Source organism: Pedobacter hiemivivus (genome assembly GCF_004331685.1).
GTDB lineage: Bacteria > Bacteroidota > Bacteroidia > Sphingobacteriales > Sphingobacteriaceae > Pedobacter > Pedobacter hiemivivus.
Window position 1 is genome coordinate 1 of record NZ_SJSM01000021.1, and the last position, 24,805, is coordinate 24,805.

General features: G+C 39.4%; 12 protein-coding genes and 1 pseudogene. 10 read left to right on the plus strand and 3 right to left on the minus strand.

What is annotated here, in order from left to right; translation table 11 throughout:
- Both EZ444_RS21800 and EZ444_RS21805 read right to left on the minus strand, forming a co-directional pair.
- A pseudogene (locus EZ444_RS21800) lies at positions 1-190 on the minus strand (IS5/IS1182 family transposase); the annotation flags it as partial.
- Positions 191-338: 148 nt separating this feature from the next.
- Positions 339-1,526: a C1 family peptidase gene (locus EZ444_RS21805; protein WP_131611321.1), complete on the minus strand. Its 1,188-nt coding sequence runs from the start codon at positions 1,524-1,526 to the stop codon at positions 339-341.
- Between the two features lie 347 nt (positions 1,527-1,873).
- Between EZ444_RS21805 and hepC the strand changes: the two genes are divergently transcribed.
- From hepC to bglX, 10 genes are all read left to right on the plus strand, one after another.
- Positions 1,874-3,937, plus strand: a complete 2,064-nt coding sequence (hepC, locus tag EZ444_RS21810; protein ID WP_131611323.1) for a heparin-sulfate lyase HepC — start codon at positions 1,874-1,876, stop codon at positions 3,935-3,937.
- 19 nt (positions 3,938-3,956) lie between these two features.
- Positions 3,957-6,086, plus strand: a complete 2,130-nt coding sequence (locus tag EZ444_RS21815; RefSeq protein WP_131611325.1) for a surface glycan-binding family protein — start codon at positions 3,957-3,959, stop codon at positions 6,084-6,086.
- Positions 6,087-6,104: 18 nt separating this feature from the next.
- Entirely contained in the window at positions 6,105-9,239 is a 3,135-nt protein-coding gene (locus EZ444_RS21820) for a SusC/RagA family TonB-linked outer membrane protein (RefSeq protein ID WP_131611327.1), read from the plus strand.
- 17 nt (positions 9,240-9,256) lie between these two features.
- Positions 9,257-10,942 (plus strand): RagB/SusD family nutrient uptake outer membrane protein, encoded by a 1,686-nt coding sequence (locus EZ444_RS21825; protein WP_131611329.1) that lies wholly within the window; start codon positions 9,257-9,259, stop codon positions 10,940-10,942.
- A 253-nt stretch (positions 10,943-11,195) separates the two neighbouring features.
- Positions 11,196-12,143, plus strand: a complete 948-nt coding sequence (gene trhO, locus EZ444_RS21830; protein ID WP_131611331.1) for an oxygen-dependent tRNA uridine(34) hydroxylase TrhO — start codon at positions 11,196-11,198, stop codon at positions 12,141-12,143.
- Positions 12,144-12,149: 6 nt separating this feature from the next.
- Complete coding sequence (locus EZ444_RS21835; protein WP_131611333.1) at positions 12,150-15,038, plus strand: ligand-binding sensor domain-containing protein; 2,889 nt, start codon at positions 12,150-12,152, stop codon at positions 15,036-15,038.
- A 258-nt stretch (positions 15,039-15,296) separates the two neighbouring features.
- Positions 15,297-18,365 carry a SusC/RagA family TonB-linked outer membrane protein gene (locus tag EZ444_RS21840; RefSeq protein WP_131611335.1) on the plus strand — a complete coding sequence of 1,023 codons (3,069 nt, stop codon included), beginning with the start codon at positions 15,297-15,299 and terminating at the stop codon, positions 18,363-18,365.
- A gap of 11 nt (positions 18,366-18,376) precedes the next feature.
- A complete protein-coding gene (locus EZ444_RS21845; protein ID WP_131611337.1) occupies positions 18,377-19,867 on the plus strand; it encodes a RagB/SusD family nutrient uptake outer membrane protein in 1,491 nt (496 codons plus the stop codon).
- 60 nt (positions 19,868-19,927) lie between these two features.
- Entirely contained in the window at positions 19,928-21,298 is a 1,371-nt protein-coding gene (locus EZ444_RS21850; protein ID WP_131611339.1) for a glucoamylase family protein, read from the plus strand.
- A 31-nt stretch (positions 21,299-21,329) separates the two neighbouring features.
- Positions 21,330-23,633 carry a beta-glucosidase BglX gene (bglX, locus tag EZ444_RS21855; RefSeq protein WP_131611341.1) on the plus strand — a complete coding sequence of 768 codons (2,304 nt, stop codon included), beginning with the start codon at positions 21,330-21,332 and terminating at the stop codon, positions 23,631-23,633.
- A gap of 32 nt (positions 23,634-23,665) precedes the next feature.
- Here the strand turns inward: bglX and EZ444_RS21860 are convergent, their stop codons facing one another.
- Positions 23,666-24,604, minus strand: a complete 939-nt coding sequence (locus EZ444_RS21860) for an Rpn family recombination-promoting nuclease/putative transposase (RefSeq protein WP_165503691.1) — start codon at positions 24,602-24,604, stop codon at positions 23,666-23,668.
- Positions 24,605-24,805 lie beyond the last annotated feature (201 nt).

The following is a 24,805-nucleotide window of genomic DNA, read 5'->3' on the forward strand; positions in this document are numbered from 1 at the left end:
ACTTAAACATACGGATGGGACTCTCCGCAGTACGTCCATTGGTGTGGCAGTACTTCTCGAGCAGTTCATCATAAATGAAACTGAAGTCTATTAGATCGTTGATCTTTCGAAGTAAATTGTCTTTGGGAATGATCAAATCATACAATCCTGAGTAGGCACTGAATTGAATCTTTTGTTGATGAGCTAACATTGGGCACCTTTTAAAACCTACTTTTAAGGTACAAAAAAAGAGCAGATAACCATAGTTCTTCTGCTCTTTTTGGACTCCAAATATTTAAAAGGACTTTTTCAGTGCCCTCATCGCATGACACATCCCCTTTTTAACTTTAAACTACCTCTTATTTAATCGCCATTTTTTTGCGTAAATCAGATGGAATTCCATTCTTGTTTAACAAGAAAGCAGTTGTTTTGTATTGTACAAAGCTTTTAGTTACATATAAATATCCTTTGTAATCGTTAGTTGCACCCCATGAGTTTTTAACGATGTAATACTCTTTACCTGACTGATCTTTAGCGATACCAGTGATCTGCATACCGTGATCATCAGTAGTTTCATAATCATCAAAAGCAGCCTGACGTAATTCTACAGAAATTTCTTTCTCTGGTTTTGGACCGTTAAACATGGCTTTTTTCTCGTCAGCGCTCATGCTTTCGAAATCTTTTGCAGGCACATAAGCCACACCATTTTTCCAACTAAAGCCTTTTTCACTTACATCTGTAGCCCAAGCAACAGTAAATCCTTTTTTCAAAGCGTTGTCAATAATAGTAGTGATGTCATTCATTGGCACATTATAAACCTGATCAAATGACCAGTTATCAGGCACCATTAATACCGATTTTTCATAATAAGGGCTGGTAGTGAATGAAGAAAGTTCTACATAATCAGCTGCATTTATACCAACAACCTCTTTAGCAAAAGTTTTAGGAGTATACTCTTTTCCTTCGTAAGTAAATTTCTCAGGAACAGCACCCATACAAGAATCGATAGTTGCGATGTATTTTGCTTTCCAACTTGGATCAAATTTACCGGCAACAGCTTTCTTTAAAATTGCTTCTGTAAGCTTGTTCATTCTGTCTGAAGAACCTGGGCTTCCATAATCATTACCACTATAAGCTTCCTGAGGTAAAGCACCATACTTAGCAAGCATGTTGGTTACATCATGACAAGCACCGCCATCACCTAAAGTTAAAGCACCATGCATACGTACATAGTTGATCCCTTTTTCGATGTAAGCATTCCGTGCAGTAAATAAATCAGCTAAATCAACTGGTTTTTTACCCATGCGGATCATTTCTGATTCAAGGAATGAGTTGGTGCTATAGCTCCAGCAAGTACCTGATGATTTTTGGTTCTTTACTGAAGTAGCTTCAGCGTTTACTACTGGAGTAAAAGTAAAACTGTTTGCACTATTAGCGCTTTGGTTATTTTTTAGTGAATTAACAAGATTGTCTTGTGCAAAACCAACGGTAGTACCAAGCAAAAGCCCAGCTGACAACCACAATGGTTTCATTGAAAATTTAGTCATTTTATGTTTAAAAGTTAGTTAGTATACGTTCTAATTGATTACAAACGCAAACTTAGTAATTATCCCACACAAATTAAGTGGTATACAGCATGGCTGCACTTAATTTGTTACAAAGGTAGCTTTCCCCTTCGCATTAGGACATCTTGTTTTAACTATTGATGAGCCCTTAAAGCCCCAACCCTAACCAATATTTAAACCATTTTAACCAATACCTAAACGATATTAATCAAAATTGGAATGCCGAAAAATATTTATAGACAATCTTTGATAAGAAATTAGATCGCAGGGAAACAGCAACTTAAACCACTCTGCAAAAGGGGAATAAAAAAACTAACCAAATTATAAACATGAAGTATTTCATTTTCATTTTCATGACTGCTGTACTCTTTTCTTGTACTAAAGAGTCCATTAGAAAAAATGCTGTTAATTCGGGAAATACTGAAACCACGAAATCAAACAACGTTATTAACCCCAAGATTTTTGACCTCATCAATCTAAATTATCCCGGGTTAGAAAAAGCTAAAACGCTATATGAAGCCAACAAACAATATGAAGCAGCTAAAGCTATCCTTGAATATTACAGGCTACGCACAAATGTTGTTAACCCCAGCATATCGTTAATTAATGTAACCGCTTCGGATGATGACAAACTTAAGGCCGATTTTGCATTAGAAAACCGATTTTTCGTAAACAACTATTATGAAGATGCTGTTAAAAAGATGCCACATTCGCTGATGAGCAGCGGCGCCATAAATTGGTTATTTCAGCCAGTCGGAGCTGATAACGAATATCAAAAGCAATTACACAGACATCAGTGGTTTGTTCCGCAAGCGAAAGTTTACCGAACCACTCAAAACGAGAAATATATCCAATCATGGATTAACGTATATAAGGACTGGTTAGTGAAAAACCCTATGCCCGAAACAGGTACCAATACAACCACCTGGTGGCAACTTCAGGTTGCCGAGCGTGTGATGGGCCAAACTCAACTATTTGAGTACTACAAAAACTCTACAAGCTTTACCCCAGAATGGTTCTCTGAATTTATGGTTCGTTTTGCCGAACATTCTGATTTTCTGGTAAAATATCCTTATCCAGATGGCAACATTCTTATATCTCAAGGTAGCGCACTTGCTTTTGCAGGTGTATTATTTCCAGAGTTCAAAAAAGCTTCTGAATGGATGAATACCGGCTATAGCATATTAGATACCGAAGTTAAAACGCAGTTTTTGGACGATGGTATGCACTTTGAGCTAGATTTTAGTTACCATATCAGCGCTATAGGTGATTTCTACGAAGTGATGAAACTAGCGGATGCCAATAAATCTATTGTGGGAAATGTAGCCTCAAATTTTAAGGTCTATTTACGCAAGGCAGCGCAAGTAGTGATGAATTTCACCTACCCCAACTACTTCAGCAATGCGGCTTCAAATAGTCAGTGTGTCCCAGGTTTTAATGATACCAGACAAAGCTCATGGTCAAGATCTGTACTCAATAAGAATTTCATAAAGTACAATGAAATGTTCCCAGATGACAATGAGTTTCTTTACATGGCCACTTATGGAAAAAAAGGAACAGGACCTACCAGGCCTAAAGCATTCACCATTTCTGGAACTTATATCTTGCGTAATGGTTGGGACAGACAATCTACGATGTTAATCCTCAGCAACAATTACTCAAATGATGCCATGCAAATATGGAGTCATAAACAACCAGATAATTGTACCTTTGAACTTTATCATAAAGGACGTAATTTTTTCCCGGATGCGGGAGTATACGCCTATACAAGTGATGGAAGTAACAGTGAGAGGGAGTGGTACCGCCAAACTAGGGTACACAATACAATGACATTAGATTATAAGAATATCACAAATGCTAAAGGAAAATCCTTAGCAGTAGTCTCAAACGGCCAAGCCGATATAGTAGCGACAGAAAACCAAGGCTATCCCTATCTTAAACACCGTCGATATGTATTTTTTGTCAACAAAACATTTTTTGTATTAGTAGATGAAGGGATAGGCGCTGCAAGTGGAACGGTAAACCTTAACTTCAATCTATGCGAAGGAGAGAATGAAGTTGTTGTAACCACGGATAAAAACGGTGCTCATACCAATTTCGCAGACGGCAATAACATGATCATGAGAACGTTTGGAAGCGAAAACCTGACTACCCTTCCATTCTCCGGAAAGGTTTCCTACGCTCCAGGTATTGAATTTAATCGTAAAGCCTATACTGTTAACATGACAAAAACTGCCGGGCAAACTGCTCGCTACATTACCGTATTGTATCCTCGTGCCCAAGCTAGTACAGCGCTAATCAATGCCACATTTACACAGCCTTTTCAAGAAACTGGTGTTGCTTTAGACGTTAACATCGACGGAAAAACATATAATCTTAATTGTAATCTTTAAACTCATATATCAATATATTATGAAGCCAATAAATACTCAATTCAAATTAAAACGATACCTCTCATGGATATTTGCACTGCTACTCATTACAGCGGGATGCAAAAAGGAAGAAGTAATTGATAGTACGACTTTCACCATACATTATACTGGTATGACTGACATAGGACCATCCATGACAGGAGTTATTGCCTCTCCATCCTATATTGGTGCTCAACCAAATTCTTTTGAAATTGTGAGTATCACATTAGATGGCACCGCTTATTCAGGCAATAGCTTTGAAATCAATAAGGATAATGGAAGTGTCAGTATAAAGGAAACAGCCGGTATACCTGTTGGACTATACAAACTTACAATCAGCTGCCAATCTAATGGCAAAAGATATGAGTTTAAAGATGCTATCGCAATCAATATGATGAAACCTGTCCCAGATGGCATTTCAGTAGCACCAAACAAACTGACAGTTAATTATGCAGATATTATAGATCCACAGAGCACTGTAGAGTTGCCTACAGCTCAGGTAACCACAGATAAAAATCACGTTTCTATCAAAAAGTATGAAATAGCAAAAAGTGATTTTTCTAAATACTTTACCATATCCTCTACTGGAGTTATATCTATTTTAAGAGGTGATGCTAATTTATTGCCAGGAAAATATGTGCTTTCCCTTAAGCTAACAACTGGTGCATCGGGACAAGATGAAGGAATATTTCAAGATGCGATAGAAATAAACGTTATTTCTAAGCCTTTGGGACTAACCTACACCCCTTCTTCTGGAAAGATAGAAGAAGAATCTGCCTTAAGCGGTAAAACCACTTTCACAAGTGCTGTTCCTGCACTTAAAGGTTCATTAGACGGATTGGTATACGCTATCAAAAGTGTAAGCCCAGCTACAAATAAAATAACGATTAATGCACAAACTGGAGTTATTTCGGTTGCAGAAAATCACGGACTTACTGCCGGACAACAGTATAAAGTTACTGTAAATGCAAAAAATGTTTACGACCAGGTTGGTGTAGATTTTAATGATGTTTTTGTACTGGATGTTGTTGGCTTCATACAGGCTATAGAGTCATTTACTTATCCAAATAAGAATGCGATACAGGCAGTTGCTTTTGCTGTAACTCCCAATGCAGGTTTCAAAGGAGATGAAGTTCGTTTTGAATTTGTAGAGTTACCTCCTGCATTACAAGGTAAAGTTACTTTAGATGCACAAGGAAAGGTTAGTGCTGTTAAGGGCAACACGATTGCCTTGGGAACCTATACAATCAAAGTAAAAGCTACAAACCCGAAAAATGAGTCTACAACTTCATTTACGCTAACAGTTGGCGCAAATCCAAATTACTTCAGTTATGTGAGATATGGAAATAATCTTGGTTTAACACCTGCAGCAAACTATGCAAACCAATACCGTATAAATGCAAGCAATCCTATTGCCGGCATAAAGCCCACGCCAACAACAGATGCAAATCCTAGCGTAACCTTGACCTATGAGATAAAACCTGTTCATCCGGTAACATTACCAACAGGAACATCAATAGACCCAGGTACGGGACAAATAACATTCGCCGGTATTACTGGGATACAATCTGGTGTTTTCATGGTAACTGCTACAGCAGGGAAAGGAACACCTGAAGAATATGCTATCCAAACTCCAGTTTTTATCCAAAATTCAAATGCATTCGTTGAATATTCACCTTTCGTTTTCCAGGTAAATCCAAATTCTGGAGGTCGCTCTACGACACCTCAAGTTACAGGAGATAAGAGCAAGTTCACACTAGATTATAGAAGAACTTTCAATTACTATAATTTCTTTGGGACTCAAATAAGTGGTATACCGGCCATAGGGAACCCAACCACATTTATGACTAGTCTTTATGACAAATATGCAGAGAGCAAGAACGCAAGCCCAAATTATGGTGCAAGAGCTCCACTCGCCTATTGGGATAACAAGACTACCCTTACCCTGCCACTGGCTTATGTAGATCCAATTACTTTTGAGTTAGTTGTTAATCCGAATAAATGGACTCACAATGGAGAAGCCGCCAATGGCGCAATGGTTGGCCAAATGACCTATAAAACTGATGGAACTGACCCAGGCACTGGAACGGCGATACTCCCAATTATTTTATGGTTTGATACGAAATTTTAAAAAGAACAGATAAACATAATGATAAAGATAAGTGTAAATAAGGGGATCATCATGGCCATAGTGGCATTATTGTGGTCTGTAAATGTGTCTGCACAGAAGCTTACCTTAAAAGGAAAAGTGTTAGACGAAACAAATGCTCCTTTATTAGGAGCAACCATATCCATAGTAGGAAAACCAAATAAGGCAATAACTAATGGAGAGGGTACTTTTTCAATAGCTGCTCAAAAAGGGGAGACCTTATTGGTTAGATATGTAGGTTACAAAGAACAGTCCCTTCGAATCGGCGACCAGCTCAATGTGGTTATAAGATTAAAACCAGAAAGTGCATTATTGGACGAGCTTGTTGTAGTAGGTTATAGTACTGTAAAACGTGGAGACCTTACCGGATCCGTTGCTACTGTTAAAGGTAAAGATGTAGAAGGTTTTAAGTCAAGTTCAGTCTTAGGCGCTTTAGGTGGTCAGGTAGCTGGGGTACAAATTACCTCACTTGATGGAGAGCCAGGTGCTGGATTTAATGTCAACATTCGTGGAATTGGAACTTTAACAGGCAACTCCTCTCCTCTTTACATTGTAGATGGGTTTGAAGTAAACAACCTTGATTTTCTACCAAATACAGATATAGAATCTATCGAGGTGCTGAAAGATGCATCTGCTTCTGCTATATATGGAGCCAGAGCAGCAAACGGAGTAGTTTTGGTAACCACCAAATCTGGAAAAGTAGGGAAACCAGTGTTAAATTATAGTAATGCCAGTACTTATCGTACCATCAATAAGACATTGGATTTACTTAGCCCATATGAGTTTGTAAAACTACAGGGAGATGTAAACAGTGCCTATACCGGTACTTATTATAAACCAGGCAATGATGAGAATGGCATACCTTACAAATACCAGTCGGCCGAGGATTATATCGGTGTACAAGGTGTCAATTGGCAAGATGAAACATTTAGACCCACCTGGTCCAATGATCAGAATTTTTCAGTAAGTGGTGGTATCGAAACAACTAAGTACAATTTCTCACTAAACAGGTATAATGAAAACGGTATATTCAACAATAGTGATTTTGGCAGAACAGCAGCCAAGATGAGAATAAGCCAAAAATTAACCAGTAACATCACTGTAGATGCTACGATCAACTATGGTAAAACCAATAGAGCTGGAGTTGGAACCACGGCAGACAACGGACGATTTAATATGCTGGGACAGATTTTTAGTGCCAGGCCTACCGGAGGATTGAAAGTAGACAATGAAACACTTTTGTCAGCGGCTATCGACCCAGAAATGTTGGAAGATGGTACAAGTTTGGCTCAGGTAAATCCTATCGTACAAACTGAATCTGTGATCAATAAAAGAGCAGAAGAGTTATGGTCATCCAATTTATCGGTGAATTGGGAAATTTTGAAAGGATTGACTTTCCGCTCGGCAGGAACCTTTAATACAAATAACTCACGTTACGACCTATTTTATAAAAATGGTTCAAAAGAGGCTTTTCGTAATGGACAAAAATCTTATGGGCAAACCCAAATGGGTAAAAATGTTCGCTGGACTAACTATAACAACCTAACCTGGAAAAAGAAAATTGACAATAAAAACTCATACGATGTAATGGTTGGGCAAGAGTTGTCTTTCAATAGTTCTGAATTCCTGTTAGGCGAGTCAATGGATTTCCCATTCGATAATCTGGGCAATGACAACTTAGGCGTTGGCGCTACCCCAAGCCGTGTAAATACAGGCTATTCGGATAAAAAGCTTTTGTCTTTTTTCGCCAGAGCCAATTATAATTTTGACAATAAGTATTTGTTAACTGCGACCATCAGGGCCGATGGATCAACTGTGTTTTCTGAGAAAAACAAATGGGGATACTTCCCATCCTTTTCTGCGGCATGGCGTATTTCGCAGGAAGATTTCATGAAAAGTATCCCTGCTATATCTGATCTTAAACTTCGTGTAGGCTGGGGTGTAGTTGGTAACGATAGAATCTCAAATTTCCTTTCATTAGATCTTTACGAAACGAGTAAATATGGCACTGGCAGTACTACACGTACAGTATTGTTACCAAAACAGCTTAAAAACACAAATCTGAAATGGGAAGGATCATCTACCATTAATATGGGAATTGATTGGGGATTCTTAAAAAATCGCGTGACTATGGTAACGGATTTCTTTATCAAGGATACCAAAGATCTTTTGTTAGCCCAATCTCTTGCAGAGCTAACAGGCTTTTCGTCTCAATATCAAAATATCGGAAAAATCAGAAACAAAGGTTTTGAATTGGGTATAACTGGCAAACCGATTTTGCAGAAAAACTTCTCTTGGGAGACGAATTTTAACATTTCCTTCATCAAGAATGAATTGGTTGCACTGCAATCTGGTGCGAATGCGATGTACACACGCTCTGGTTTTGATAGTAATTTTACAGAAAATGATTACGCAGCTATTGTGGGTCAATCTTTAGGTCTTATATATGGCTACAAGTTCGATGGTATCTATCAGTACAGCGATTTCAACACTACACCTGATGGAAGCCTGATCTTAAAAGATGGAGTTACTAATAACAAACGTCTTACCAACGTAGCTCCGGGAATGGTGAAATATGAAGATCAGGATCGAGATGGTATCATCACTACTAAGGACCGTACGGTAATAGGTCATGCTATTCCGAAATTTTATGGCGGTGTTAACAACACATTCAATTTTAAAAATATTGATCTGGGTGTGATGGTACAATTCAACTATGGCAATGACATCTACAATGCAACTCGTTTATATGCTACACAATCTCGTTCTGGACGTAGAAATATGCTGGCAGAAGTTGCAGATAGATGGACTCCTACACATGCTTCTAACAAAGTCCCGTCTACTAATGGATATATTACCAACGATGTTTATTCACGCTTTGTCGAGGATGGTTCTTTTATAAGATTGAAAAGCGTTTCATTAGGCTATACCTTACCTACTGCATGGTCTAAAAAAGCTTATATGTCGCGAGCAAGAGTATATACCTCGGCACAAAATCTACTCACCTTCTCAGGATACAGTGGTTATGATCCAGAAGTGAGCACATCTGGAAACAACCCAATGACACCTGGATTGGACTGGGGAGGTTATCCTAGAAGTAAGGTGTTTACATTCGGATTAGAAGTTCAGTTTTAATCAAAAACAAAGAAGACATGAAAACAAAAATATATTATATACTAGCTGCACTTGTGTTAATGATGAACACATCGTGCAAGGATTATTTGACTGAAGAGTCAAAGACAGATATTGACAAAAGTAAGTATATGACCAATGCGGCGGAAGCTGAAAATGTATTATTAGGTGTTTATCGTAATATGGTAACCGATGATATGTATGGTTTCAATCTATCTATCCTGTTTACTATGGGTACAGATATTGCTCAGGTAGAAGGTAGCACCAACGAAAATTTCCGTATTATCCCTACCAATTCATTTACAGCGAATCAGTCAGAAATACAGAAGAGCTATGCTAAATTGTATAATTCTGTTTACAATGCCAATGATTTCATCGAAGGCCTTGAGCAGAAAATGGCAAATTATTCGAATGCGGATAAACAATTGGCGACAATTTACCTGGCTGAAGCGAAAGGTTTGCGTGCATTATATTACTTTGAGTTGTTACGCCATTATGGACATATCGCTTTAATCACCAATACAGCAATGTCTAATCAAGCACCGTCTACATTTGTGCAGGAAGATCCAGCAAAAGTTTATCAGTTTATAGAGCAGGATTTACAATATTCCGTAGAAAATCTTCCTTACGCTGTAGATGATACGTTCAGAGGCAACAAAAGCTTCCGCCTTTCAAAAGGTTCGGCTTTAGGTTTATTAGCTAAAGTATATGCAACATGGGCCGGAAATCCTGTTAAAGATGTTTCTAAATGGGAAATGGCTGCAAAAACTGCACAGATATTAATCCAGTCAAACAAACATGGTTTACTTGAAAATTACGAACAGCTTTGGAAAAACGCTGGTGCTGGCACCTGGAATCCAACAGAAAGTTTAATTGAAGTTTCTTTCTATTCTCCAACAGCAACTCTTGGATCTGATCCAATAGGTCGTATTGGTAAATGGAACGGTGTTAAAGCCACGAGTACCTCAGAGCGAGGAAGCAATGCGGGTAATGTGAAAGTTGTACATACTTTTGTATTGGATTGGCGTAACTATCCCGAGGACTTAAGAAGAGATATTTCTGTAGCTAACTATCAATATAATCCGTCTAAAACACTATGGGCAAAGGCTGCTAGTGAAACCGAACAGGTAGGCTTAGCCAATGATGCAGACCCGACTAAAAAGCAGAAAGAAAAACAAAACTATACGCCAGGCAAATGGGATACTGAAAAATATGTTCCTCAAAGCAATAAGCTGATCAATAATGATAGATCTAACGTCAATTGGTATGTTTTACGTTATGCAGATGTACTATTGATATATGCAGAAGCATTGAACGAATGGAAACAGGGACCAACCACTGATGCTTATACTGCCGTTAACATGGTAAGGAGACGTGGTTATGGCTTACCTGTGGGCACAACCAGTACTTTAGCCGATGTAACGCCAGGCTTGGATGTGCTAGGTTTTCGTGATGCTGTTCACAAAGAACGCGCTTTCGAATTGGCTTTTGAAGGTGACAGAAAGTTAGACTTGATACGTTGGGGCGTTTACTACGAAACGGTTAAGAGTACTTCTTTAAAACTAGGAACATGGTGGATCACTGCAGGTTCTCCTAATTATGCAGTTGCAACACCGGGTTACACCACAAAAGACAAGCACGATCTATTTCCAATTCCTCAACGGGAAATGGATTTAACGAAGTTTAAACAAAACTTTGGTTGGTAATATATATATGATGATGAAAAAAAGCGGTTAGGAGATTTCCTAATCGCTTTTTTTTTGACAAGCTTGTCTGCCCCCTACTATTCAGGCCCTACAATTTACACCCTGCTTGAAACAAAAAACACCTTCTCCGACAAGGCCTCAGGCGCTTTAAGCTCCCCTTCAGGAGCCTTAAAGATGCCAGACTTGGAGGAGAATGGTTTTTTTTGCATTTTTGCAATGCATTAAACGCCATTTGCACCGGTATCAATGAATTATGAATAAATTCCAGACATTACTTTACTATTGCTATAGTCACATAGCAAACGCAGAACAATTTGCGGACGACCACCTTAAATTTTGTAAATCAATTGGTCTTGTTGGCCGAATCATCGTAGCCGATGAAGGTTTAAACGGTACCGTTTCAGGAACAAAAGAAGCTTGTGAAGCCTATATGGCCGCTATCAACGCCGATGAACGTTTTGCAAAAACTGAATTTAAAATCGACGATGTGGAAGAACCTTCTTTCATTAAAATGCATTGCCGATATAAATCAGAAATTGTTCACTCCGGCTTAAGGGACCCGAACATCATCGATCCGAATAAGCAGACCGGGAAACACCTGGAGCCTGTAGAATTTCAGAAGATGATTGATCAGGAAGATGTAATCATCCTTGATGTGCGTTCAAATTACGAGCATAACCTTGGCCGATTTAAAAACGCCATCACCCTCGACATCGAAAACTTCAGGGATTTCCCAGAAAAGATAAATGAGCTTGCTCAATACAAAGACAAAAAAGTACTAACCTATTGCACTGGTGGCATCAAATGCGAAAAAGCATCTGCCTTACTATTGCACCATGGATTTAGTGATGTATACCAACTTCATGGCGGGATCATTAAATACGGAAAAGAAGCCGGTGGCGAAGACTTTGAAGGCAAATGCTATGTATTTGATAGCCGCATCGCTGTTGATGTAAACTCTGTAAACCCAACCGTAGTATCAACATGCTATAATTGTGGCAAGATAACGCCTAAAATGATCAATTGTGCCAATCCAGAGTGCAATGAGCATGTTACGCAATGCGATGAATGCGGAGATGGACTACAAGGCTGTTGTTCGGTACCCTGCACCACCAACCCGCGCAAGCGTAAATACGATGGAACAGGATATTATGTAAAAGTACCACAACCGGTAAACGTATCCGCCAAACAACTATCTTAGCGCTTCATGAAACGAAGTTGCCTAAAATACTTTTTACTTTATCTTGTTATATTCCTGCCTCTTTATGTGGCCGCAGATAATGTAAAAAGTATTGGGGTTCCTTATGTGCAAAATTACCGCAAATCTGTCTACTTATCGGGTAACCAAAATTGGTCTATCGCAAAAGACAAACAGGGTATTATGTATTTTGGAAATGCACAAGGCCTGCTCAGTTACGATGGTAAATACTGGCAACAATACAAGATGCCAAACCAGCAAATTGTACGTTCGGTAGCAACAGGTAACGATGGTGTAATTTATGTGGGTAGTTTTGGTGAGTTTGGCTATTGGAAGGTAGTTGATAAACGTTTAAAATACTTTTCCCTGATCAACCTTATCCCTAAGCAACATAAGATGACCGATGAGATTTGGAAGATCTATGTTGATGGTAAAAGAGTCATCTTCCAATCGTTCACTACTATATACATATATGAGCATAAAAAGATAAGTGTAATTAAAAGCACTGGTTCTTTTTTGTTTTTGCACAAAGTTGATCAGCGTTTCATTGTCGAAGAGCTCGGCAAAGGGCTGTTTGAATTAAAAGACTACAAATTAGCTCCTTTAAATAATATAGGTCAGCCTTTACCGGAAAGTATATTATCTATACTCCCATACAAAAATGGCCAACTATTGATAGGAACCAGTAAAGCCGGTCTTTTTTTATATGATGGTCAGCGATACACTCCTTTCAAAACCCCAGCCAATACTTTCTTACAAACCTACCAGCTCAACAATGGAGTTCAAGTATTCAGCAAATATTACGCCTATGGTACCATTTTAAATGGCCTTATCATTATTGATCAGGATGGTAATATTGTGCAACAGATAAATAAATCCAGTGGCCTTCAAAACAACACGGTATTAAGCATTTATGCAGATAATGAGCAGAATTTATGGACCGGACTGGATAATGGGATCGACAGGATAGAGCTCAATTCTCCCCTTTATTTCTATTTTGATAAAACGGGTATGTTCGGCACAGTTTATTCCAGCCTGATTTACAATAACAAAATATACCTTGGCACCAATCAGGGCCTATTTTCAAGTCCATGGGTAGATGGAAAGGGACAACATTTTAAACCCTTTAATTTTAAGCTTATTCCTCATTCGCAGGGGCAAGTATGGGATTTAAGCTTAATTGATGGACAATTGTTATGTGGCCATAATGATGGCACCTTCAGCGTAAATGACAACACTATAGAAAAGGTATCCAGTATAAGTGGAGGCTGGACAATAAAAAAACTAAATGATGATTACCTGATTCAGGGCACATATACAGGCCTTGTCCTTTATAAAAAAGACGCTGGGCGATGGAAGTACTTCTATAAAATTGAAAACTTCAAAGAACCGTCCAGATATATAGAACAGGATTCCAAAGGAGACATTTGGGTAAGTCATGCTTATAGAGGTCTCTATAAACTTACGCTTAGTCCTGATTTTAAAAAAGTAATCAACGTTAAATATTACGATGAGCGTAACGGACTCCCAAGTAGTTACAATGTTAATCTGTTTACGCTGGAGAACAAGCTACTTTATTCTTCTGATAAAGGATTTTTAACTTTTGACGAGATCAGCAATCGCTTTACCCCCTACGAGATTCTGAATAAGTTTATTGGTTCCTTTGCAAATTCCAATAAGGTCATTAATGCTGGCAACAAAAAGTATTGGTTCATTAACCACGGCAAAATGGCACTCGTCAATTTTGCACAACCTGGTAAGATTGATATAGACTCCAACCGCTTTAGTGTACTGGATGGACGAATGGTTCAGTATTACGAGAATATCAGCAAAATCAGTGACCAGATTTATCTGATCAGTGTGGATGATGGTTTTGTCATATACAATGCAAATGAACCGAAAACCAACAAAAAGATCAGTCTACCATCGGTACTGATCAGAAAGATAGAAGATATTACAGACACCTACGCTACTATAAGTGAAGTAGGCAACACCGAATCTGCAATAGAAATACCTTTCGGTCGAAATAACATACGGGTCTCTTATACCCTACCCTATTATAGACAGGCCAAAATCAAATTCCAATATTTCCTCGAAGGTTATTCTAAACAATGGTCAGATTGGAGTACTGCTTCCCAAAAAGATTTCACCAACTTAGAAGGTGGGAATTATAAGTTTCTAGTTCGTGCGAAAATAGACGATCAGACCCTTAGTGAAACGACCGCTTTTGAGTTTACCGTGCTCCCTCCCTTTTATGCCAGCAAGTGGGCATTTGGTTTTTACCTGATTTTGCTGATTATCTTGTTATATATCGGCAAGAAATTATACGAGAAAAAATTACTTAGAGATCAACTGGCAATTACAGCAAAAATTCAAGCTGAAAAAGAAATATTCCTAAAGAAAGAAGCAGAAACCACTGAAAAACAAATCGTCAAACTACAGACAGAAAAACTGCATGCTGAACTTGCCGGAAAAAGTAGGGAATTAGCAAATTCTGCCATGAGCCTGGTTTACAAAAATGAACTACTCAAAAAGATCAGCGAAGAAATTATAAAGCTTAAAGATGAGCACGGAAAAAAACTTTCAGAGGATCAGTTACGCAGAATTCAGAAAGTAATTGATGAGGGCATGAATGACGATCGGGACTGGAATTTATTTGAAAATAGTTTTAATGAAGCGCATGAAAGTTTCTTCAAAAAACTTAAAGCCAACCACCCAGATCTGGTGCCTAATGACCTAAAACTTTGCGCCTATTTACATATGAACATGAGTAGCAAAGAACTCGCCTCCTTGTTAAACATTACCCTTCGAGGAGTAGAGATTAGAAGGTATAGGCTAAGAAAAAAGCTGAATGTACCACACGATAAAAACCTTGTAGAGTTCCTTATGGAGTTATAAGCACTACTACATTACCTCTCATAACTCAAAAAAACACACTAAAATCAAACCTTTTAATTCTGCCGTTGTAGTATATAGCTCAATGGGGTTTAATCTACAAAAACGTGGTTTTTGGAGTCAAAAGCAATGATTCTCAACCCCTGTGAGATAGTCCTTTTTCAATAAATGATGTATTAATGTTGAGGTTGTAAAACTTGTTATAACCAATAATCTAATGGAGTTTTAACCATCAAATATTAACCAAAAACTTAAACGAGTATGAAAAGATTCTTTACCAAATTTTCTGTTTTAAGTATTCTTTGTTTGTTTTTTATCAACGTAGCCTATGCACAGGACATCACTGTTAAAGGCACTGTTACAGATGGTCTGGACAAGACAACTATACCATCAGTAAGCGTTACCGTAAAAGGCACAACTAAAGGAATGCAAACAGATGTTAATGGAAGATATTCCATTAACACATCGGCCAATAGTACCCTGGTATTTACCTACATTGGTTATGTAACCCAGGAAGTCCCAATTAACGGACAACAAACAATCAATGTAGTATTAACTCCTTCCTCACAACAACTGGAGCAGGTTGTAGTAGTTGGTTATGGAACCCAGCGTAAATTAGACGTAACGGGTGCAGTAGCCAGTTTAAAAGGATCAGAAATATCAAAACAGGCATCTACAAATCCTATAGGGGCATTGCAAGGTAAAATTGCCGGGGTATCCATAACCAGTACAGGTACGCCTGGAGCTTCACCTCAGATTCGTATCCGCGGTCTGGGAACAATATTCGGAAACCAGGCTCCTTTATATGTAGTGGATGGTGTATGGTATAACGATATTAACTTTTTAAATCCCAATGACATTGAGAACATGAGCATTTTAAAGGATGCTTCTGCACAGTCTATTTATGGTATCCGTGCTGCAAATGGAGTGGTATTAATTTCGACAAAAAAAGGAAAATTGGGCACTCCAACAACAGTCAACTATGATGCCTATGCCGGTTTTCAAAAAGTAACCAATAAGGTTAAAATGGCGAATGCTCAAGAATACGCCACCTTTACAAACGAACTGGCCGGATTAAATGGCGGAAGCCCGGTGTTCAGTAATACCGATAATTTGGGTGCAGGAACGGATTGGTATAACCAGACACTTCGCAATGCGTTTGTAACAAACCACAACGTTTCGATAGCTGGAGGAACAGAAAAATCTACTTACAACATCTCATTAGGTTATCTTGATCAAGATGGAATTATCAAAACCAACAATTACAAGAGATATACAGCCCGCGTATCCAATGATGTACAGCTGTCAAAAAACTTTAAGGTAGGTTACAACATTACCGGGGTTTCCAGTAAATCCAAAGATGTTCCAACAACGATCTATCATCAAATATATTCTGCTTCACCTTCTATACCTGTATTTAATGCAGATGGTTCATATGGAGATCCTACTAGCCAAGGTCTTGGAGACGGAGCCAATTTTAATCCTCAAGCCAGTCTTGACTTCTTCAATCAACAAACCAAACAATATAGTGTTACAGGTAATGTTTTCGCAGAATTGAAATTTGCCGAACACTTTACTTTTAAAACCAGCTTTGGTGGGGAGTTCGGTCAATTAGAAAACAGAAAATATAGTCCGAAATATTATGCCACTTATGCACAGAAAAGTGATGCAAGTATCCTCGATCTAAAACGTGTTGAAACCAGAAATTGGATCATTGAAAATACGTTGACTTATGAGAATACATTCAATAAAAATCATAACCTCACTGTATTACTTGGTCAGTCTGCCCAAAGTAACAAAGCTTACACTTTAAATGCTTCCGCACAAAATGTGCCTTTTAATAGCGATGCAGATCTATATCTGAGTTTGGGCGATGCAGCTACCCGAACCGCAGCAGATCAGGGTTCACTCATCAAATTTGCTTCTTATTTTGCAAGGGCAAATTATTCGTTCAAAAACAAATACTTGCTGAATGCCTCTATTCGGGCCGATGGTGCTTCCCAATTTTTTGGCAGCAACGAAACCTGGGGATATTTCCCTTCAGTTGGTGCTGGTTGGGTAATGACTAATGAGGATTTCATGAAAGATCAAACTGTGTTCAGTTCCTTGAAGTTAAGAGGAAGCTGGGGTATGATTGGAAATGCAAGCGTACCGATTAATCCTTCACAACAGTTAATAGACCAAACAGGCAATCTAGTTGCGATATTTAACAACACTGCCTTTACAGGTAAAAGCGTGAATACGCTTATTCCGCCTGCCATCGTTTGGGAAAAGGGAATTGGTACAGATATTGGCATTGAGGCTGCCTTCCTGACCAATAGGTTAACCGTTGAGGCAGATTTTTATAACAGAAAAACTTCAAGGGCAATTTTCAAGATTCCTGTATTGGGATCGTTGGGTACCGTAGACAATCAATTGTTAGGAAACCAGGCCGACATTCAGAACAGAGGTGTGGAGTTATCTGCAGCATGGACAAATACAACTGAAGGAGGTTTAACTTACTCAGTAGGCGGTAACATCAGTTACAATGCCAATAAAGTATTAAATGTACTTTCAGGCGAGACACCTATTTTCTCTGGAAGCACAGGTATTACCAATGGGGCATTTGCGACAAGAACCATCGTTGGAGACCCTATAGGCGTATTTTATGGGTACAAAGTTGCAGGCATTTTTCAGAATGCAACAGATGTAGCCAATTCACCTACACAGGCGAGTGCTGCCCCAGGAGGCTTTAAATACCAAGACCTGAATGGTGATGGAAAGATCACATCTGCCGACAGAACGGTAATTGGTGACCCTAATCCTAAATACACATATGGGGTTAACACCAGCTTTGCTTACAAAAGTTTTGACCTTGCTTTGGATTTCCAAGGTGTGGCAGGCGTAGACATATACAATGCCAACCTGGCCAATCGCTTTGGAAATGAGAACATCAGCAAAGACCTTTTTGATAACAGATGGCATGGAGAGGGTACCTCAAATACCTACCCTTCGGCAAACATCGGTGCATCAGCCAATGCAGCACCCAACTCATTCTATGTTTCCAGCGGATCATACTTCAGAGTTAGAAATGCGCAGTTAGGTTATACCCTGCCTGCAGGTATTTTAAATAAATGGAAGATCAAAAAGGTAAGGATCTATGCCAATGCTCAAAATGCAATTAACATTTTTGGTTACAAAGGATTCAGTCCTGAAGTAGGCCCGATACCAACTGACAATGCAGAAAAGATTAAAGCAACCTTAACAAACACCACCCTAAATGCAGGATTGGATGCTAATGTTTATCCTTTATTTGCTACCTACAATTTCGGTATTAACCTTACTTTTTAATCTGCAATATCATGAAACAATATAATAATCTATATAAAACAGCAGCTTTGGGTATTGGTTTAGCCCTTAGCATTGGCATCCTGCCTTCCTGCAACAAAGGTTTCCTGGATGTTCCTGAACAAGGCAAGCAACAAAGTACGATCTTCTGGAAAACGGCGGATGATGCCACAGCTGGAGTAAACGCTATTTATGGGAACCTACGTTCCTGGGAAAACACTGCATTTCCAGCCATCGCTATCGAAAGTACAGGATCTGATGATGCAGACAAAGGAAGTACAGCATCTGATGCCAGTTTCTTTTTACAATTTGATCAGTTTACGATCGATCCAGATCAAGGAAATATCTCAGGCTTCTGGAACGGACAATACCGGAATATCAATTATACCAACCAGGTACTGGATAATATTCCAGGCATAACCATGGATGAGAATCTGAAAGCAAGGTATTTGGCCGAAGCTAAATTTGTACGCGCCTTTTCTTATTTCAGACTTGTACGCGCTTTTGGCGGAGTTCCGCTTCGCCTACATGTTCCTAAAGATGCAAATACAGACTATAACCTTCCTAGAGCCTCTGTTGCTGAGGTATATGCACAGATTGAGAAAGACCTGAATGAGGCGGCAGTTGTATTGCCAGCATCTTATACTGCAACAACAGATATCGGCCGTGCAACAAAAGGCGCAGCATTAACCTTGCACGCCAAAGTTGCCATGTACCTTAAAAAATGGACCGATGTAATGACTTACACCAATACGGTAATGGGTATGGGTTATTCCTTACTTCCCAATTACGAAAAGGTGTTTAGGATAGAAAATGAAAATAGCGTAGAATCTATTTTTGAAATCCAGTGTGGATTATTGCCAAATAATAAAGATGCATCTAACTCCCAATATTCTCAGGTACAAGGTGTACGCGGCATTACTGGTGGTGGATGGGGCTTTAACGTTCCTTCGGCCAATCTTGCAGCAGCTTATGAGACCGGAGACCCAAGAAGGGATGCGACCATCATTTTCAGAGGCGAAACTACTCCGTCTGGCGACTTTATCCCAGCAACAGGAGATAACCCAATGTACAACCAGAAATCATATGTCCCTTTCTCCTTGTTTGTACCAAACTTTAACGAAGGTGCACAACAAAATGTACGTATGCTTCGCTATTCTGATGTATTGCTGATGAATGCTGAGGCCGCCAATGAACTGAACAATAGTGGTCAGGCGATCTCTTCTTTGGAACAGGTTAGACTAAGGGCACGTGAAGGCAATACTGCCATCCTACCTAAGGTAACTACAACCGATCAGGTTGAACTGAGAAAAGCAATTTACAGAGAAAGACGTGTTGAATTTGCAATGGAGTTTGATCGCTATTTCGACGTAATTCGTCAAGGACGTGGAACTGAAGTTTTTGGTCCTAAAGGATGGAAAGCAGGTCGTAATGAGGTATGGCCAATTCCACAGACTGAAATTGACCTTAGTGGCGGGGTCCTTACTCAAAACCCAGGATTCTAAGAAACAAATGAATTGTAGGCTGCTGATTTTGGTCAGCAGCCTTTTTTAGCAATAATAATTATGGTAAAAGGCAGACTTTTTAAGGTACTTTTTTTGGTACTGACCTCCTGTTCAACAATAGCTCCCCATCCTGTGGAGGCACAAAAAAAGAATACAAAAAACATTCCTTCACAATTAAAAATCCAGAAGGGCTTAAGTGATGAACAGCTATTGGATCTTGTGCAAAAACAAACCTTTAGGTATTTCTGGAACTTTGGTCATCCGGTTAGTGGCATGGCCCGTGAACGTAGTAATGTTGCTTTTGGCTATGGAGATGAAGTGGTAACCACAGGCGGCACAGGGTTTGGAATTATGGCAACTATCGTGGCTACCGATCGAAAATGGATCAATCGCGATAGCGCATCTGCTTATCTGTTAAAAATGGTTAAGTTTTTAGCTAAAGCCGATGCTTATCATGGTGTGTTCCCACATTGGCTTAATGGTACAACAGGTAAAACCATTCCATTTAGCCGCAAAGACGATGGAGCCGACCTGGTCGAGTCCTCCTTTCTATTCCAGGGTTTACTAACTGCCAAACAATATTTTAATGCAGATAACCCGGTAGAAAGTGAGTTGAGGAACCGTATAACCTGGCTTTGGGATGAAGTAGAATGGGATTGGTTTACGAAAGGAGGAGAAGAAGTACTTTACTGGCACTGGAGTCCCAACAATGGCTGGGCAATGAATTTTCCACTGAGGGGATACAATGAATGTCTCATTACTTACGTACTCGCAGCTTCTGCAACAAGATATCCGGTATCGGCTGCTGTTTATCACAGGGGCTGGGCACAAAGCAATTTCTTTTTGAATGGTAAAGAATTTTATGGGCATAAGCTCCCACTCGGCTTTGACAATGGCGGTCCGCTATTCTTTTCCCATTATTCCTTTTTAGGATTAGACCCAAGGGGCTTAAAAGACAGATATGCAGATTACTGGGAACAAAACAAGAATCATACGTTGGTAAACAGGGCTTACTGCCTTGCGAACCCTAAACAATACAAAGGCTACGGAACAAACAGCTGGGGACTAACAGCTAGCGATAGCTGGCAGGGTTACGCAGCCCACTCGCCCAATGAAGACCTGGGCGTAATTACGCCTACCGCAGCGCTATCTGCCTTCCCTTATACCCCCGAATATTCAATGCAGGCGTTGAGGCATTTTTATGAAGACCTGGGTGGCAAGATATGGAGTGAATATGGCTTTGTTGATGCCTTTAGCGAACAACACAACTGGTATGCAAAATCACATCTGGCCATAGATCAGGGACCTATTATTGTGATGATCGAAAACTATCGCAGTGGTCTGCTGTGGAAACTCTTTATGAGCAGTCCGGAAATACAAAAAGGCTTAAACAAACTGGGTTTTACAAGTCCGGCCTTAGCCCCTCAGTAAAACAATACAACAACACAAACAAATACACACAATGAAATTCCTATCCTTACTTTCCTTATCCTTGCTCCTGGTCGTTAATACCAGTTTTGGGCAACAGAAAAAAGCAGCTCCTTCGGCCAACAAAAAAATGGATACCTTCATCAACAACCTGATGTCTAAAATGACATTAGATGAAAAAATAGGACAACTGAATTTACTAACAGGCGGTGAGGCAACCACAGGATCGGTTGTAAGTACAGATGTGGAAAGCAAGATAAAAAATGGACAGGTAGGTGGCATTTTTAGCTTAACTACTCCTGCCCGCATCCGTAAGGCACAAGAAATTGCTGTTCAGCAGACTCGTCTTAAAATACCCATTATATTTGGTCAGGATGTAATTCATGGTTATAAAACTACCTTCCCTATTCCACTTGCGCTATCTTGCAGTTGGGATATGACCTTGATAGAAAAAACAGCCCGTATTGCAGCTATTGAAGCCACTGCCGATGGTTTAAACTGGACCTTCTCTCCTATGGTAGATATTTCCAGAGATCCCCGTTGGGGCCGTATCTCTGAGGGTTCGGGAGAAGATACTTTTTTGGGTTCAGAAATTGCAAAAGCAATGGTTAGAGGTTACCAGGGCGACGACCTGTCGAAATATAATACCATGATGGCTTGTGTAAAACACTTTGCTTTGTATGGCGCTGCAGAGGCTGGAAGGGATTACAATACCACAGACATGAGTCTGGATAGAATGTACAATGAGTATTTACCGCCTTACAAAGCTGCCCTTGATGCAGGTGCAGGCAGCATCATGACTTCTTTTAATGACATCAACGGTGTTCCGGCAACTGCTAACAAATGGCTAATGACAGATCTATTGCGCAGGCAGTGGGGTTTTAAAGGTATGGTTGTTACCGATTACACGGCCGTAAACGAATTGATAGACCATGGTTTGGGTGATCTTCAAACTGTTTCCGCATTATCTTTAAACGCAGGTGTAGATATGGATATGGTTGGTGAAGGCTTTTTAACGACGCTAAAAAAATCAGTTCAACAAGGCAAGGTAAAACAACAAAGGATTGATGCTGCTTGTCGTCTTGTACTGGAAGCCAAATACAAACTTGGTTTGTTTGACGATCCTTTCCGTTATTGTAATGAAGAGCGAGCAAAAACGGAAATACTAAAACCAGAACATCTCGCTTTTGCCCGCAAAGCTGCTAGCGAATCTTTTGTACTCTTAAAAAATGATCAGCACATCTTGCCTTTGAAAAAAACAGGAACCATTGCTTTAATAGGACCTCTAGCAAATACTGGTGCCAATATGCCCGGTACCTGGAGTGTAAACAGCGATTTGGCCAACACCAAATCTCTTTTACAAGGAATGCAGACCGCAGCAGGTACTGAAGTTAAAATCTTGCACAGTCTTGGTTCTAATTTACTTGCCGATGCTCAATACCAAGAAAGAGGAACTATGTTTGGCCGTGATATTCCACGCGATAACCGTCCCGAAGCAGAAGTTATCGCTGAAGCTGTAAAGCTAGCTCAACAAGCCGATGTAGTGGTGGCAGCATTAGGCGAAAGTTCTGAGATGAGTGGCGAAGCCTCGAGCAGAACGGATATAGAAATCCCTGAGGTACAAAAACGTTTGTTGCAGGCTTTACTTAAAACTGGTAAACCGGTAGTCTTGGTTTTATTTACGGGTAGACCATTGGCTTTGAAATGGGAAAATGAAAATGTACCAGCCATTTTAAATGTTTGGTTTGGCGGGACTGAAGCGGCGAATGCGATTCCTGATGTTTTGTTTGGTGCAGTAAATCCCTCTGGAAAACTGACGGCAACCTTTCCTCAAAATGTAGGTCAGGTTCCGCTATATTATGCACACAAAAATACAGGTAGGCCATTAGCAGAAGGCAAATGGTTTAGTAAATTCCGTTCCAATTACCTCGATGTAAGCAATGATCCACTTTATCCTTTCGGATATGGGTTGAGTTACACTACTTTTGCTTACAGCAATTTAAAACTAAGCAAAAACAGCTTTAAAGCTGGCGAATCGATTACGGCCAGTATCGAGGTAAAAAACACCGGAACTGTCGAAGGCAAAGAGGTCGTACAATTATATATTCAGGACCTTGTAGGCAGCTCTACCCGCCCAGTGAAGGAGTTGAAAGGGTTTCAAAAAATCAGTTTAAAACCGGGAGAAAGTAAAACAGTAAGTTTTAAAATCACTGAAGAAGATTTGAAATTCTACAATACGGCTTTAAAGTTTATTGCTGAGCCTGGGGATTTCAAGATCTATGTCGGGGGCAATTCCAGAGATGTTATAGAAGCGAAATTTGTTTTGGCACCTTTATGATTCCAGGTTACTCTTAGGAGTAACCTTTCAGGTCATACCAATGCCTCAATTTCTTCTATTGAAAGATCTGTTAATTCGGCAATTTCATCAAGATGGGTATTTTTAGCTTTTAATTTTAGTGCTATTTCAATTGCTTTTGCATACTCACCTTTAGCCTTACCTTCTGCAATACCTTCTGCAATGCCTTTAGCTTTGCCTTTAGTTTCAGCCTCCCCAATGGCATAATCCAATACATTCTTATTATCCCATTTGTATTTTAAACTTGTATTATACATTTCTTTCTCCTTCTTAGTTAGGTTGGCATAACTAGCCAGATTAAACAATTGATCAAATTCCGGTCCTGATAAATATTGAGGCCGTTTTTTAAATTCTGTTAAATGCTTTAATGCATATAACCACTTGTCCAGATTTGTCTCCAGTTCGTCGGGCTTCTTCACAAAATTAAGCATCTCGATGAATATAAAGCCCAATTTATCATAGAATATTTTACCTGTATACCTGTTAGTCAAGCAAATATCTTGCACATACTCCGTTCTAGAGCAATCCGGTAAATTAAAATCCTCCAAAAAAGCGAGCAGATAAACTTCTGTCAGCTCATAAGCCCAATCTTTCCGACCACCTTTTGGAGCTTGTTCACTTATCACTCTGGAAGCATAAAATAAAGCGCGCTCTTTGAAGTATTTCTGGTAGCCACGTTGAACTTCTAATATAAATTTACTACCATCGGCATCGGTGCAGATTACATCAATAACAGCTCCCCCTTCCTCAGCGTTTTCTCCAGGATATTCATTTCTCCCGTATTCGATAGACTTAATGAGTTTCCGGCCCACAAACAAATGGTTTAAAAGGCCAATCAGAATGGGTTTACTTTCATCCGAAGCAAAGAGCCTTTTGAAAGAGAAATCCACGAATGGATCAATAAAGGTTGTTGCTTTGGCTTTGAGTTTAGCTTTTTTTTGGGATGCTCGCATCGCAACGCTTTCTTCTTCTGACATTTGTGGTTGGTTAAGTTCTCTCAACAAAAGTACTACGATCATAAACACGAAATCTAAGTCGGTTGAAATTTGATGGAAACACCCGAAATATCGAACATATTCAGAATAAAGTAGAAGATATGGCCAACCCTAGAAAGGATTAAAAAATTTAATATTGTCTTAATTAGGAATCGAATA